The 14,432-nt window shown below is 55.5% G+C and carries 17 protein-coding genes; 3 read left to right on the forward strand and 14 right to left on the reverse strand.

From position 1 onward, the window contains the following. Positions 1-29: 29 nt before the first annotated feature. From sseB to trmJ, 11 genes are all read right to left on the reverse strand, one after another. Positions 30-806, reverse strand: a complete 777-nt coding sequence (sseB, locus tag ACLHV9_RS18230; RefSeq protein WP_407220931.1) for an enhanced serine sensitivity protein SseB — start codon at positions 804-806, stop codon at positions 30-32. 5 nt (positions 807-811) lie between these two features. Then, the gene (pepB, locus tag ACLHV9_RS18235) at positions 812-2,098 is read right to left on the reverse strand and encodes an aminopeptidase PepB (RefSeq protein WP_407220932.1); all 1,287 of its coding nucleotides are present in this window, start codon (positions 2,096-2,098) and stop codon (positions 812-814) included. Between the two features lie 53 nt (positions 2,099-2,151). Then, positions 2,152-2,352, reverse strand: coding sequence for a Fe-S cluster assembly protein IscX (gene iscX / locus ACLHV9_RS18240; RefSeq protein ID WP_003860650.1), 201 nt, complete (start codon positions 2,350-2,352; stop codon positions 2,152-2,154). Between the two features lies 1 nt (position 2,353). Beyond that, positions 2,354-2,689: an ISC system 2Fe-2S type ferredoxin gene (fdx, locus tag ACLHV9_RS18245; RefSeq protein ID WP_014071345.1), complete on the reverse strand. Its 336-nt coding sequence runs from the start codon at positions 2,687-2,689 to the stop codon at positions 2,354-2,356. 1 nt (position 2,690) lies between these two features. Then, the gene (gene hscA, locus ACLHV9_RS18250) at positions 2,691-4,541 is read right to left on the reverse strand and encodes a Fe-S protein assembly chaperone HscA (protein ID WP_407220933.1); all 1,851 of its coding nucleotides are present in this window, start codon (positions 4,539-4,541) and stop codon (positions 2,691-2,693) included. Between the two features lie 14 nt (positions 4,542-4,555). Beyond that, positions 4,556-5,071: a co-chaperone HscB gene (hscB, locus tag ACLHV9_RS18255; RefSeq protein ID WP_128348049.1), complete on the reverse strand. Its 516-nt coding sequence runs from the start codon at positions 5,069-5,071 to the stop codon at positions 4,556-4,558. Positions 5,072-5,151: 80 nt separating this feature from the next. Then, on the reverse strand, positions 5,152-5,475 hold the full coding sequence (iscA, locus tag ACLHV9_RS18260) for an iron-sulfur cluster assembly protein IscA (RefSeq protein ID WP_003860659.1): 324 nt from the start codon (positions 5,473-5,475) through the stop codon (positions 5,152-5,154). A 13-nt stretch (positions 5,476-5,488) separates the two neighbouring features. Then, positions 5,489-5,875, reverse strand: a complete 387-nt coding sequence (gene iscU, locus ACLHV9_RS18265; protein WP_003860661.1) for a Fe-S cluster assembly scaffold IscU — start codon at positions 5,873-5,875, stop codon at positions 5,489-5,491. Positions 5,876-5,899: 24 nt separating this feature from the next. Then, positions 5,900-7,114 carry a cysteine desulfurase gene (gene iscS, locus ACLHV9_RS18270; protein WP_008502157.1) on the reverse strand — a complete coding sequence of 405 codons (1,215 nt, stop codon included), beginning with the start codon at positions 7,112-7,114 and terminating at the stop codon, positions 5,900-5,902. A gap of 119 nt (positions 7,115-7,233) precedes the next feature. Next, positions 7,234-7,725, reverse strand: a complete 492-nt coding sequence (gene iscR, locus ACLHV9_RS18275) for a Fe-S cluster assembly transcriptional regulator IscR (protein WP_008502158.1) — start codon at positions 7,723-7,725, stop codon at positions 7,234-7,236. Positions 7,726-7,941: 216 nt separating this feature from the next. Further along, positions 7,942-8,670, reverse strand: coding sequence for a tRNA (cytosine(32)/uridine(32)-2'-O)-methyltransferase TrmJ (gene trmJ, locus ACLHV9_RS18280; RefSeq protein ID WP_028016083.1), 729 nt, complete (start codon positions 8,668-8,670; stop codon positions 7,942-7,944). 131 nt (positions 8,671-8,801) lie between these two features. Between trmJ and suhB the strand changes: the two genes are divergently transcribed. Beyond that, positions 8,802-9,605 (forward strand): inositol-1-monophosphatase, encoded by an 804-nt coding sequence (gene suhB / locus ACLHV9_RS18285; RefSeq protein ID WP_013098296.1) that lies wholly within the window; start codon positions 8,802-8,804, stop codon positions 9,603-9,605. 40 nt (positions 9,606-9,645) lie between these two features. Here the strand turns inward: suhB and ACLHV9_RS18290 are convergent, their stop codons facing one another. Both ACLHV9_RS18290 and ACLHV9_RS18295 read right to left on the reverse strand, forming a co-directional pair. After that, positions 9,646-10,626: a nickel/cobalt transporter gene (locus ACLHV9_RS18290; RefSeq protein ID WP_108090913.1), complete on the reverse strand. Its 981-nt coding sequence runs from the start codon at positions 10,624-10,626 to the stop codon at positions 9,646-9,648. Beyond that, positions 10,617-11,255, reverse strand: a complete 639-nt coding sequence (locus tag ACLHV9_RS18295) for a DUF1007 family protein (RefSeq protein ID WP_108090914.1) — start codon at positions 11,253-11,255, stop codon at positions 10,617-10,619. The genes ACLHV9_RS18290 and ACLHV9_RS18295 overlap by 10 nt, the downstream gene beginning before the upstream one ends. A gap of 125 nt (positions 11,256-11,380) precedes the next feature. Here ACLHV9_RS18295 and csiE point away from each other — a divergent pair, with 125 nt between their 5' ends. Next, positions 11,381-12,658 carry a stationary phase inducible protein CsiE gene (gene csiE / locus ACLHV9_RS18300; RefSeq protein WP_108090915.1) on the forward strand — a complete coding sequence of 426 codons (1,278 nt, stop codon included), beginning with the start codon at positions 11,381-11,383 and terminating at the stop codon, positions 12,656-12,658. Here the strand turns inward: csiE and ACLHV9_RS18305 are convergent, their stop codons facing one another. After that, positions 12,659-13,798, reverse strand: a complete 1,140-nt coding sequence (locus ACLHV9_RS18305) for a 3-phenylpropionate MFS transporter (protein WP_108090916.1) — start codon at positions 13,796-13,798, stop codon at positions 12,659-12,661. Positions 13,799-13,970: 172 nt separating this feature from the next. On the opposite strand from ACLHV9_RS18305, the gene ACLHV9_RS18310 reads away from it, so the two are divergent. Continuing rightward, positions 13,971-14,393, forward strand: a complete 423-nt coding sequence (locus ACLHV9_RS18310; protein WP_028016078.1) for a DoxX family protein — start codon at positions 13,971-13,973, stop codon at positions 14,391-14,393. Positions 14,394-14,432 lie beyond the last annotated feature (39 nt).

Consider the following 14,432-nt stretch of genomic DNA (forward strand, 5'->3'; position numbering starts at 1 on the left):
TCACGGGGTGAATATTCACCCCGAAAAGTTTATATGATCCGCGTGGTTTTGAGATCGCGCAGGAAACCGCCCCAGCGACGCTCATAGAACGGGGTGATATGCTCAGTAATAAAGTGGCTGATGCCCTTCTCTCCGTTCTTCACCTGGCAAATATCAATCGGCTCATCACCCGGCAGCGTATCGGTGGCCACGCTGCCCGCCGCCTGAATGATCTCGTCGATATCACCATCAGCTTCAATACCGATCAGCAACACCGGCTGTTCGTCTGCATGCTCTTTAATTGAACAGAGGAACGCGCGTCTTACCGGTTTCAGGGTTTTGAACAACGTGGTCAGCGAATCGATCATCTGCGCAGGCGGTTCCGCCACTTCAGACAACAGCAGCGTTTCGCCCCCTTCCAGCACCTCTTGCGTGCTGAGCGGGTTACCCTCTTCGCCAATCAGATGACTGACTTCACGCGGGGTGAACTCTTTTCCGGTCGGGAGCTTCGCGTTGAGGAACAGCGTCTGGCCGAGCGTCATTTCAAACAGGGTACGTACCGGCATCACCACGAACGCCTGTTCGTCTTCAACCGCTTCCTGCAACGCTTCCAGCGAGGTGAAAAACGGGATCACCGAAGTGCCGTCGTCTTTCTCCCAGTGCAGCAGATCCAGCGCACTGTCTTCTACGACCTGCTCACCTTCCGCGGCAGTACCCGGCACCCAGACGGTGGATTCCAGCAGCGTGCGGAAAAATGCCGGACGATGGGCAGGCTCGGTTGCCGCCTGCTCCAGCAGGGTTTCTAATACGTTTTTGGTTTCGGACATAACAATTACTCAGCCGTCAGCAGGTTCGCCACGGTACGCACACCCAGACCCGTTGCGCCCGCAGACCACTGCTCAACCGCCGCTTTACGGTACGTTGCAGAGCAGTCGATGTGCAGCCAACCTTCCTGGTAGTTCTCAACAAAGTGAGACAGGAAACCGGCTGCGGTGCTCGCACCCGCCGGGTACGCCGCGCTTGCGGTGTTGTTCAGCTCGGCAAAGTTGGACGGCAACTGGTTACGGTGGAACTCGGCAAGTGGCAAACGCCAGAACGGCTCGTTCTCAGCGGCAGCACTTGCCAGCAGGCGCGCGGCCAGTTTGTCGTCGAAGCTGAACAGTGCATGGTAGTCGTTACCCAGCGCGGTTTTTGCCGCGCCGGTCAGGGTTGCCATGTCGATGATCAGTTCTGGTTTTTGGGCAGAGGCGTCGATCAGGCCATCGGCCAGCACCAGACGGCCTTCGGCGTCGGTGTTCATCACTTCAACGTTTTTGCCGTTGCGGTAGCGAATAATATCGCCCAGCTTGAAGGCATTGCCGCTCACCATGTTGTCAGCACAGCACAGGTAGAGCTTCACACGCTTGTTCAGACCACGGGTGATAGCAAACGCCAGCGCGCCGGTAATAGTGGCCGCGCCGCCCATGTCGGACTTCATGGAATCCATGAACGCGCTCTGTTTCAGGCTGTAGCCACCGCTATCGAAAGTGATGCCTTTCCCGACCAGGCAAGCAAAGACCGGCGCTTCTTTATCGCCAGTTGGGTTGTAATCCAGAGCCAGCAGCACAGGAGGACGCTCAGAACCACGTCCTACAGTATGGATGCCCATGTAGTTCTGCTCGCGCAGATCTTCACCTTTGGTGATGCGGTAAGACATTTTGTCGCCCGCCACACCACACAGCAGGTCAACAGCACGTTGTGCCAGCTGTTCCGGGCCCAGCTCTTCTGCCGGGGCATTGATGGTGTCGCGCACCCAGTCGATAATGGTCAGACGGCTTTCCAGCTCTTTCTGCCCCGTGGCATCAAGGTTCGCCCACTCAATTTTGCGGGTGCCTTTCGGCCCTTTGTAGCCCGCCCAGAACGCCCAGCTGCGGTCGGTGTCCCAGCCTTCGCCGTCGAGGGTGACATGCTTAATGCCCAGACCATCCACTTTGCGCGCCGCGCGCTGGATCAGGCCCAAATCATCTTTGCCCGTCAGGTGCAGGGTAATACCGTCGTTGTTGATGCTATACGTGGCTTTTTCTCCCCAGCGTGCGTCTGCAGGCTGTGTAGAGAGCGTAATCTTCATCGCTTCGGTCATTTTATTTATCCTTATTAGCAAACGGGCCGCCTGAAGGCAGCCCGTAAGGTGATTTATTCTGCTTCATCTAACCAGACTAACAGAATCGCCTCCAGAATTTTTTCATTGGATGCGTTTGGATCGTCGTCAAAATCCTCTAAATCGCAGATCCACTGGTGCATGTCGGTGAATCGTACGGTCTTCGGATCGAGATCCGGGTTCGCGTCGTAGAGCGCTTCGCCGATTTCACGGCTGTCTGTCCACTTCAGTCCCATATTAATGCTCGCGTGCGTGGTTGATGGTGTAGCGTGGGAATTCCACGACCAGATCTTCATCGGTCACCAGCGCCTGGCAGCTTAAGCGGCTGTCTGGCTCCAGACCCCATGCTTTATCCAGCATGTCGTCTTCGTCTTCGGTGCTCTCGGCGAGAGAGTCGAAACCTTCACGCACGACGCAGTGGCAGGTAGTGCAGGCACAGGATTTTTCACAGGCGTGTTCCACTTCGATACCGTTACGCAGGGCAACATCGAGAATGGTTTCACCGGTCTTCGCTTCCAGAACAGCACCATCCGGACAGAGGTCCGCATGAGGCAAAATAACAATCTTTGGCATATTAAACCTCGTCCACGGACTGGCCTTTCAGCGCGACGCGGACAGATTTGTCCATGCGGCGAGCAGCAAAGTCCTGTGTTTGTTTATCAACGTTTTTAATGGCTTCTTCTATTGCATCAGCGTCATCGCCTTGCGCTACGGCACTTAAGTGTGCGGCAGCGTCGTCAATGACCTGGCGCTCAGCGGCGCTTAACAGCGCGGCATCGGCAGCGAGCGCGCCGTTCAGGCTTTCCAGCACGCGTGCGGCTTCAACTTTTTGTTCAGCCAGCATACGCGCCTTCACATCCTGCTCAGCGTAACTCATTGAATCCTGAATCATGGAGGCGATTTCGCCATCGGTCAGACCATAGGATGGTTTCACCTGAATAGATGATTCAACACCGGTGGATTTTTCCATCGCCGTGACGCTCAGCAGGCCGTCCGCATCCACCTGGAAGGTGACGCGAATATGCGCCCCGCCCGCAGGCAGCGCCGGGATACCACGCAGCGCAAAGCGTGCCAGAGAACGACAGTCCTGCACCAGCTCGCGTTCGCCCTGCATCACGTGGATGGACATCGCGGTCTGGCCGTCCTTGAAGGTGGTGAACTCCTGCGCGCGCGCCACCGGAATGGTGGTGTTACGCGGGATCACTTTCTCCACCAGGCCGCCCATGGTTTCTAAACCCAGCGACAGAGGGATGACGTCCAGCAGCAGCATTTCGCTGTCCGGCTTGTTGCCAACCAGAATATCGGCCTGGATAGCGGCGCCCACGGCAACTACCTTGTCCGGATCGATAGAGGTCAGAGGCGTGCGGCCAAAGAACTCGCCCACGCGCTCGCGCACCAGCGGCACACGGGTTGAACCTCCCACCATGACCACTTCCAGCACCTCTTCAGCCTCAACACCGGCATCTTTCAGTGCACGGCGACAGGCCAGCAGGGTACGTTTCACCAGCGGGGCAATCAGATCGCTGAACTGGTCGCGGGAGATGTCACCCTGCCAGCCTGCGACATTCACGGTGACTGACTGTGCATCACTCAGCGCAATTTTTGCCTCGATGGCCGCATCCAGCAGTTCACGCTGTACGCGAGCATCGCTGCGATCGCTGATGCCTGCCTGCTCGCGAATAAAATCGACCAGCAGATGGTCGAAGTCATCGCCGCCCAGTGCGGAATCCCCGCCGGTTGCCAGCACTTCGAACACGCCACGGCTTAAGCGCAGGATCGAGATATCAAAGGTACCGCCACCGAGATCGTAAACCGCAATCACCCCTTCCTGACCGGAGTCGAGGCCGTAGGCAATTGCCGCTGCCGTCGGTTCGTTCAGCAGGCGCAGCACATGCAGGCCCGCCAGACGCGCGGCGTCTTTGGTGCCCTGACGCTGAGCATCGTCAAAGTAGGCCGGTACGGTGATCACTACGCCGTCTAAATCGCCGCCGAGCGTCGCCGTCGCGCGCGCCGCCAGCGCTTTCAGGATATCAGCAGAAACACGGATCGGGTTCAGCAGACCGGCCGCGGTCGCGATCATCGGCAGGCCATTTTCACTGGCCTGGAGCTGATACGGCAGATGCGGGTAACGGGTCTGAATATCGGCCAGCGAGCGGCCCATCATGCGCTTTACAGAGCTGATAGTATTGGCCGGATCGCGCGCGGCATTGGCGCGGGCGTCATAGCCAACCACGTGACCCTGCTGCTGGTAGTGGACCACGGAAGGCAGCAGATGGCGGCCCTGCTCGTCAGCCAGCGTTTCCGCCTGGCCGCTACGCACGGTCGCCACGAGAGAATTGGTGGTGCCCAGATCAATACCCACCGCCAGACGACGCTGGTGCGGTGCGGCACTTAAGCCAGGCTCACTAATTTGTAATAAGGCCATAATTGCTTCCGAAATTAAAAATCGAGCAGCTTTTCTTCGAGTTGTTCAGCACTGCTTCGCAGTTTATCGAGAAAACGGAGTTTGCGCACAGTATCTGCCGCCACGTCCCAGGTCTCGTTGTTCAGTTGCTCCACCATCTGCTGATGGCGGGTATCGAACATGCCCTTCACGCGCTTAATGAAGCTTTCCAGACGCGCTTCATCTTTGGCCTGTTCAATCTCATCCAGCTCTTCACGCAGCTCCAGCTGCTCCATCAAAAACGCCGTGTCGCGCACGGTATGCTGTTCGCTCGCCAGATCGAAACCGTGGAGCGAGAGTAGATACTCTGCACGCGTTAGCGGATGGCGCAGCGTCTGCCAGGCCTGGTTGATGGTCGCAGAGTGCGATACCGCAGCCAGCTGTTCTGCCTGAGTACCACTGGCGAATTTGTCCGGATGGTACTGCCGCTGCAAATCCTGAAAACGGATCGTCAACGCCTGGAGATCAATCGGATATTGAGCGGGTAGTCCGAAGAGAGTGAAGTAATCCATAACAATCTCAGGGGTAGCCTGTTAGAACAAACCCCACGCGTAGCGAGTAACGCCACGGTGGGGTTTCGGATGACGCGCGGTTAAACGTGGAAGCTTTCGCCGCAACCACACTCGTCTTTGACGTTCGGGTTCGTGAATTTGAACCCTTCGTTCAGGCCTTCTTTTACAAAGTCCAGCTGAGTGCCGTTGAGGAATTGCAGGCTTTTGCCATCGACCACCACCTTCACGCCCTTGTCTTCAAACACGGTGTCATCGGACGCCGGTTCATCAACAAACTCCAGTACGTAAGCCATACCAGAACAGCCGGAGGTACGTACGCCCAGTCGCAGGCCAAAGCCTTTACCACGGTTCGCCAGAAAAGAGCTTACTCGCGCGGCAGCGCTGTCGCTAAGGGTAATCGACATACTCAAACCTCAATTATTTTGCTTCACGTTTGCTTTTGTAATCCGCAATGGCGGCTTTGATCGCGTCTTCTGCCAGGATTGAACAGTGAATTTTCACTGGTGGCAGTTCGAGTTCTTCAGCAATATCCGTGTTCTTGATTGCCTGTGCTTCGTCCAGAGACTTACCCTTCACCCATTCGGTGACCAGGGAGCTGGAGGCAATAGCAGAACCGCAGCCGTAGGTCTTGAAGCGCGCGTCTTCAATGATACCTTCATTGTTGACTTTAATCTGCAACTTCATCACGTCGCCACATGCTGGCGCGCCAACCATACCGCTACCAACGCTTTCGTCGCTGTTGTCAAAAGAGCCAACGTTGCGCGGGTTCTCGTAATGATCAATAACTTTTTCGCTGTATGCCATGATTGAATTCTCCTTATGTACCGATTAGTGATGTGACCATTCAATGCTGTTCAGATCCACGCCCTGCTTGAACATTTCCCACAGTGGAGAAAGGTCGCGCAGACGGCCGATGGAGTTGCGAACCAGCTTGATGGTGTAGTCAATCTCTTCTTCGGTAGTGAAACGACCTAAAGAGAAACGGATAGAGCTGTGTGCCAGCTCGTCAGTCATACCCAGCGCGCGCAGCACGTAGGATGGCTCCAGGCTTGCAGACGTACAGGCAGAGCCGGAAGAAACGGCCAGGTCTTTCAGCGCCATGATCAGCGATTCGCCTTCAACATAGTTGAAGCTGACGTTGAGAATGTTAGGTGCGCCCTGCTCGAGATCGCCGTTCAGATACACTTCTTCCATATCTTTCACGCCGTCCCACAGACGGTTACGCAGCGTGCGCAGGCGCGCCATCTCGGTTTCCATCTCTTCTTTTGCAATGCGGTATGCTTCGCCCATGCCCACGATCTGGTGAACAGGCAGCGTACCAGAACGCATGCCGCGCTCGTGACCACCACCGTGCATTTGTGCTTCGATGCGGATACGTGGCTTACGACGAACGTACAGTGCGCCGATACCTTTCGGGCCATAGATTTTGTGGCCGGAGAAGGACATCAGGTCAACTTTCAGCTGGCTCAGGTCGATAGGCAGTTTACCCACGCTCTGGGTCGCATCAACGTGATAGATGATACCGCGCGCACGGCACATTTCGCCGATGGTCGCGATATCTTGCACTACGCCGATTTCGTTGTTTACGTGCATGATGGAGACCAGAATGGTGTCATCACGCATGGCCGCTTCGAGCTCTTTCAGGTCGATGATACCGTTGCTCTGTGGTGCCAGGTAGGTGACTTCGTACCCTTCACGCTCCAGCTGGCGGCAGGTATCCAGCACGGCTTTGTGTTCGGTTTTGCTGGTGATGATGTGCTTGCCTTTTTTCTGATAAAAGTTGGCTGCACCTTTGATCGCCAGGTTGTCGGATTCGGTCGCACCGGAGGTGAAAACAATCTCACGCGGGTCGGCACCCACCAGGTCAGCAATCTGATTACGGGCGATATCCACCGCCTCTTCAGCATGCCAGCCAAAACGGTGTGAACGGGAAGCTGGGTTACCAAAGTTTCCGTCCAGGGTCAGACACTGCATCATTTTCTCGGCAACACGCGGGTCCACCGGCGTGGTTGCGGAGTAATCGAGATAAATCGGTAATTTCATTGCTCTTTAAACTCCGTACATCGCTTCAATGCAAGGAATCAGGCAACCGGCTGGATGTACGACCGAGTACACGGGGCGAGTCCTCGCCCCGGCCTGATTCTGAAATACTTATCTTTTTATTACGCGCGTAACTTAACGTCGATAGCGTCCTGCGCGCGGGTGCTGCGTTGTGAATCATGGCTGTGCTGACGACCAGAGACATCCAGAACTTCCTGGTTATTCACCAGCTCACCGAGGGTGATGTTGTTCAGGAAGCCGGTCAGACGATCGCTCAGATCGCGCCACAGCGCGTGGGTCAGGCACTTATCGCCGCCCTGGCAGCCGCCTTTACCCTGGCAACGGGTCGCGTCAACGGATTCGTCAACTGCGCTAATCACTTCACCAACTGCAATACTGCCCGCGTCTTTACCCAGCAGATAACCGCCGCCTGGGCCACGAACGCTGGAAACCAAGCCGTTTTTACGCAGTCTGGAGAACAACTGTTCCAGATAAGAGAGGGAGATCCCTTGTCGTTCAGAAATATCAGCCAACGGAACCGGGCCCGCTTCGGAGTTGAGCGCAACGTCCAGCATCGCGGTCACGGCATAACGCCCTTTAGATGTCAGTCTCATGTCTTACTTAACCTCAAACTCGCCCCTGCCCGGGGTTTTTTATAGTAAAATGGGGTATTGCATAGCAGGGCCAAGTCTGACATTCCTGACTAAAATGGTCAACTATTTACTTGACTGTTTTAGTCAGGTATTTAACCTTCTGTGCCGTTTTTTGTGGGGTGCGGTCTGATGCCCGCACCCCAGCCCTCTCCCACGGGGAGAGGGGGGAAACCGACACTACGCTTTATTCTTTTGCTCAATCGACGCCAGAATTCCGCGCAGGATGTTCAACTCCTGGCTTTCCGGACGCGCGCGGGTGAACAGACGGCGCAGCTTGTTCATCACCTGGCCTGGATGGCCCTCGCGGATAAAGCCGGTTGAGAGCAGCGTCTGCTCCAGATGACCGTAGAAGCGCTCAAGATCGTCCACCAGCGGATAGGCGGTCTCTTCCTGAGGCTCAGTACGCTCATTTTCCTGCGTTGCCAGCCAGGCCATACGCACTTCGTAGGCGATAACCTGTACCGCCATTGCCAGGTTCAGCGAGCTGTACTCCGGGTTCGCAGCAATCGCGACATGGTAATGGCATTTTTGCAGTTCGTCGTTGGTCAGGCCAACGCGCTCGCGACCAAAGACCAGCGCAACGGGCGCCTGTTCAGCTTCTGCCACACTTTTCAGACCGCATTCGCGCGGATCGAGCATTGGCCACGGCAGCGTACGCGAACGCGCGCTGGTACCGACAACGAGGCTGCAGCCGGCCAGCGCTTCGTCAAGGGTATCGACGATCTGGGCATTGCCGATGACGTCGCTGGCACCGGCCGCCAGGGCAATAGCCTGCGAGTCAGGTTTCACCAGCGGGTTGACCAGCCAGAGATTCGTTAAGCCCATGGTTTTCATAGCGCGGGCAACCGAGCCCATGTTGCCGGTATGCGATGTTTCAACCAGCACGATTCGAATGTTTTGCAGCATAGTTTTTAATGTCTGAATTCAGCGTCTGAAGAATATTCCGGCATATTATCATAAACGGGAGACATAATCCGATCCCGCTGCTATACTCTGCGCCGATTTTCCTGTTCTTTAACATCCAGTGAGAGAGACCGATGCATCCGATGCTGACCATCGCCGTGCGCGCAGCGCGCAAGGCGGGTAATGTAATTGCCAAACACTACGAAACGCCAGACTCCGTAGAAACCAGCCAGAAAGGCAGCAATGATTTCGTGACTAACGTCGATAAAGCCGCAGAAGCGATTATTATCGAAACGATCCGCAAATCTTACCCGCAGCACACCATCATCACCGAAGAAAGCGGTGAACATGAAGGTACCGATCAGGATGTTCAATGGGTTATCGATCCACTGGATGGCACCACCAACTTCGTCAAACGCCTGCCACACTTCTCTGTGTCTATCGCAGTACGCATTAAAGGCCGTACTGAAGTCGCCGTTGTGTACGATCCAATGCGTAACGAACTGTTCACCGCGACCCGCGGTCAGGGCGCACAGCTGAACGGCTATCGTCTGCGCTGCAGCAATGCACGCGATCTGGACGGCACCATTCTGGCGACCGGCTTCCCGTTCAAAGCCAAACAGCACGCAACCACCTATATGAACATCCTGGGCAAACTGTTCACCGAATGCGCGGACTTCCGTCGCACCGGTTCTGCTGCGCTGGATCTGGCTTATGTTGCGACAGGCCGTGTTGACGGTTACTTCGAACTGGCACTGAAGCCGTGGGACTTTGCTGCGGGCGAGCTGATCGCGCGTGAAGCAGGCGCTCTGGTGTGTGATTTCACCGGCGGCCATAACTACATGTCTACCGGCAACATCGTTGCGGGTAACCCACGCGTTGTTAAAGCCATGCTGGCAAACATGCGTGATGAACTGAGTGACGCGCTGAAGCGTTAACGCCGAAAATTCCCTCTCCCACGGGGAGAGGGAATAACAACTAAAAAGGCCGCAATCCCCTTCCTACCGGCACCGCACTCACCCACATCGTCACCGCAGCCACCAGCAAAATCACCCCACCTGCCAGCGCGAGCGTTGTCCAGCCGACTTGTCGCCATAGCACCGGCGCATTATTACCACTGAGTTTTACCGCCAGTTGACGGAAACTGTGAACCAGCAGAGCCAGCGACGAAATGGTCAAAGAGGTTCCCGCTGCCATCGCCAGCGCGGACAGCATGCCCCAGCCAAACACGCCAATCACTTTACTGAACAGCAGCACCATGATCGCCCCCGAACACGGACGCATGCCCATAGAGAGGACGATCATCAGACGCGCTCGCCAGTCATCCCCACTCTGCAACTGCGCCTGTGTCGGCAGGTGTTGATGCCCACAGCCGCAGTGAGCATCGTGAATATGATGGGGAGTAAAGGCTTTGAATTTTGGCTTTTGCAGTAACTCACTCAAATTTTTCAGCGCACGCCAGCAAAGAATCAGCCCCAGCACGCCCACCAGCGCGTAGCTGCCCTTCTCCAGCCAGAAGCTGCTCATGTGCAGCTGGCGCGCCGGAAGCTGTAACAGCGAAAGTACCACCACGACCAGCACAATCGCCACGCCGCCCTGAAGCAGCGAGGAGGCCAGCGTCAGGCCGATGCTCGATTTCAGCTTTGACGGATGAGTGGCGAGCCAGGTGGTGATGACGATTTTGCCATGCCCTGGCCCCAGCGCATGTAATACGCCATAGACAAAACTGAACGCCAGCAGGGAGCCGCCCGCTTTGGTCGGATTCTCCGCCACCGCCTTCAGCAGTCCGCTCATCTGCTGGTTGACTTCACGCTGCCAGATAATGCTTTTCATCATGACCTGTGGCCAGGCCTGCCATAGCCACAGCGCGCCGCAAACCGCTAACAGCAAAAAGAGCGCCAGCGGCCAGAGATGCAGCCAGCGGCGCGGCTTCCGAACCTGTGAAGAGATCACTGACATTGCAATGTCACCTCCTGCGCGAACTGTTTACCCAACTCCATGTCTTCAGGCGGGGCATCTTCCTTATCGAGAGAAACCGCAAAGTTAAGCGTTTCTTCGCTGGGCTTTGGGGTATGAACGGAAATCTTGCAGGTTTTTTGTAATGATGCCGGAAGCTGCACATCGCTATCCCCGGCATAACTCATGTCGACATAGTAGGTCGGGTCAAAGGTCGAAAACGTGTATTTTTGCCCTGCCAGCGGCTGCGGATGTGCCAGCGGAAGCACAAACGTCAGCACCGCCTGATGCCCCTCGCGCGTCATACCGTACTCCGTAGGACGGTTCAGAAATTTAACCTTTTGCCCGTTGTGCCAGAATTCGGTGAAATAGTGCTGACCCAGCACGTTGGCCATCACTTCCGCCGCCAGCTTTTTCCAGATCTCATCGCCGGGTTTGGCATTTCCTGCATCATACAGCAGGTCAGCGGAGGTGATTTCATCCATCGTCCAGCGCATTTTCAGTCCACTTAGCTGAGCGCCATCGGTGACCAGTTCGGTTTTCAGGTCGATAAAGCTGTGAGGGTGTGCGCTGGCGGTGAAGGTGATAACCGCAAAAAATAGCGCCATCGCGCATTGTTTAACTGTTTGCATCAATTCCTCACGTCAAAAATTCTGTGATGTTCTCCAGCAATCCTGAATGAAAGGGCTGCCGGCGCGCTTTTCAGCGTCCATCATTTAGCTATTCTTATCAAACATTCACACTGGATACCCGACAGATGATGACGACGCTTGAAATTCCATCTGTGCTTTCCAGTTCGCAGCGCCGCTGCCAGGTGCTTTTGATGCTTTACCTGCCCGATGCTGTCGTCACCGCACAGAGCATAATCGCTGCTAATGGCGTGGACGACGCTATGGCACGGCAAGATATAGCCGAGACGCGCGATGAAATCCAGCGCTATCACCGGCTTGATATCGTCACGCACCATGACGGCAGCTACCGGATTGAAGGTACAGCCCTGAATAAGCGTTTATGCCTGCTGCACTGGCTGCGCAGGGCTCTGCGGCTGTGTCCACAGTTTGTTTCGCACCAGTTTACCCCTGCATTAAAAACCGCACTTAAACAGCATGGCATTGCCCGCCCGCTTTATGACGATGCTAACCTGCGGGCGCTGATCAACTTCTGCTCGCGGAAGCTACAGCGCCAGTTTGAATGCCGCGATGTCCAGTTTTTACAACTCTATTTGCAATATTGCCTAATCCAGCACCAGTTGGGGAACACGCCGCAGTTTTCCCACGTTCAGCGCAGCTGGACCCAGTCGAGAGGGGAGTATTTTACGGCGCAGGAGATCGTGCGTCACTGGAAACGAAGGGTCCCACAAGGCGCTCACGGGGATGAACAACTGTTTCTGGCACTGTTGTTTATGATGCTCCGCACGCCCGATCCCGTACTTGATAAACACCAGCAGGATCAGCGTTTACGTCGTGCCATTGTGCGTATGATTGCCCGTTTTCGTTCTCAAACCGGGATGAATTTCAGCGATGAGCAAGGTCTGACCGATCAGCTGTATATCCATCTTGCTCAGGCGCTGGACCGCTCGCTGTTTGAGATCGGCATCGACAACAGCCTGCCAGAGGAGATCCATCGTCTCTATCCCCGACTTTTACGCACCACCAAAGAGGCGCTGTTTGAGCTGGAGGCAGAATTTGGACTACGTTTTTCCGATGAGGAGATGAGCCTGGTCGCGGTGATTTTCGGCGCCTGGCTGATGCAGGAGACCGATCTACACGAAAAACAGGTCATTCTGCTGACGGGGGAAGATAAAGCCTGTGAAGATCTGATTGAGGAGCAACTTCGTGAGTTGACGCTGCTGCCGCTCAATATTCGCTATCTGGCGTTGCAGACTTTCCAGAAAGAGGGGGCACCGCGCGAAGCCGCGCTGGTTATCACCCCCTATCCTACTGCTCTACCGTTGTTCTCGCCGCCGTTGATCCATGCTGTTGAAGCACTGAACACACAGCAGCAAGAACATATTCGCGCCATGCTGGAATCATAGTCAGGCGCGAGCGGTCACTTTAGGACGAACGATTATCGCGGGTAAAGCAACCAGCGCCATCACCCAGAAGACGCCATGCCCCAGATGCTGGTAGAGGAAACCGGCGAAGACCGTCATGATCGCAATACTGCCGCCCATCGCAACCGCAGAATAAACCGCCTGCAGACGAATCACGTCCCCTCCCTCACGCGCCGAGATATAGCGCATCGCCGCCAGATGGCACACGGTGAAGGTACCGCAGTGGAGAATTTGCGCCACAATCAGCCACGGCAGTTCCGTCGTCCAGCCCATAATGCCCCACCGCAGCACACCGCACAGGGCGGAAAGCAGCAGCAGGTCGCGCGCGCCAAAACGACGGAATAGCTTTTTGCTCAGGGCGAAAATAACGACTTCGGCCACTACCCCCAGCGACCATAGATAGCCAACGGCTGATGCAGAATATCCCGCCCCCTGCCAGTAGATGGCACTGAAACCATAGTACGCCGCATGCGCACCCTGGAGCAGACACACGCACGCCAGAAAACGCCAGCTTTGTGCAACCAGGCTCCGCCAGGCAGGCCAGACTGCGCTCTCCTGATGACGGCTCTCCCCTTGCGGCATCACCGACGGTCGCAGCAGCATGCCCAGCAACATCGAGGCAATTCCGATACTCAACAGAGCCAGGATCGCGCGGTAATCATAGAGACTGACTAGTTTTCCCACCAGCGCAGAACCAATCACAAAGGCGATAGAGCCCCACAGCCGCACGCGGCCATAGTCCATGGTGATCTGCTTTTGCCAGGTGTTCGCCAGGGCATCCGTCAGCGGTACCAGCGGTGAAAAGAACAGGTTGAAGCCGACCATCACTACCATCAGCCAGGCAAACTGGTGGCTGACCCAGAAGCAGGCGACAAAGACCAGCGTCAACAGAGCAAGAATGCGCAGCGCCTTGATCAGTAAGGAGGGATCGCTAACGCGCGGGGCAATCAGCAGGCTGCCGAGGAAACGCGCCACCAGCCCGGCACCTAGCAGGACACCAATGGTCTCGGGGGTCAGGCCAATGCCCTTAAGCCAGACGCTCCAGAAAGGCAGAAAAATGCCGTAGCTAAAGAAATAGGTGAAATAACTGAGCGCCAGCCAGCGCGTGGAATGCAAGACCATGAATCCCTCCCGAAATCGAGGCCATAGTCTGGCGAGAATATAAAAATTAAGCAAGTCGATAGCCTGCTATAAATTAACGAAAAATTAACATAATGTGCAATCATCTGGTTTATGGCAGGGAATGAAAATGTGTATTACGTTTAAATTACTCCACTTGCAGAGGTTTTCTGCCATGAACTCACTTCGTTATTTCGATTTCGGTCAGTCGCGTCACCTGTTGCTGTTGATTGGCCGCATCGCACTTGTTGTACTGTTTATTATTTTTGGCTATCCGAAACTCACAGGGTTTAGCGGCACCGTGCAATATATGACCTCGCTGGGTACACCGATGCCCATGCTGGCGGCCATTATTGCAGTGGTAATGGAAGTGCCCGCCGCTATTCTGATCGTACTGGGTTTTTTCACCCGTCCTCTCGCCGTCCTGTTTGTGTTTTACACTCTGGGAACCGCGGTAATAGGCCATCACTACTGGGATATGACCGGTGATGCGGTCGTACCGAATATGATTAACTTCTACAAGAATGTCAGTATTGCTGGTGCCTTTATTCTGCTGGCGATAGTCGGGCCTGGCGCGATTTCCCTTGACCGGCGTTGAGCCATAAAAAAAGGCCGCAAGCGCGGCCTTTTTTATTTC

This window comes from Enterobacter sp. CPE_E890, from assembly GCF_046521475.1.
Lineage (GTDB): Bacteria > Pseudomonadota > Gammaproteobacteria > Enterobacterales > Enterobacteriaceae > Enterobacter > Enterobacter adelaidei.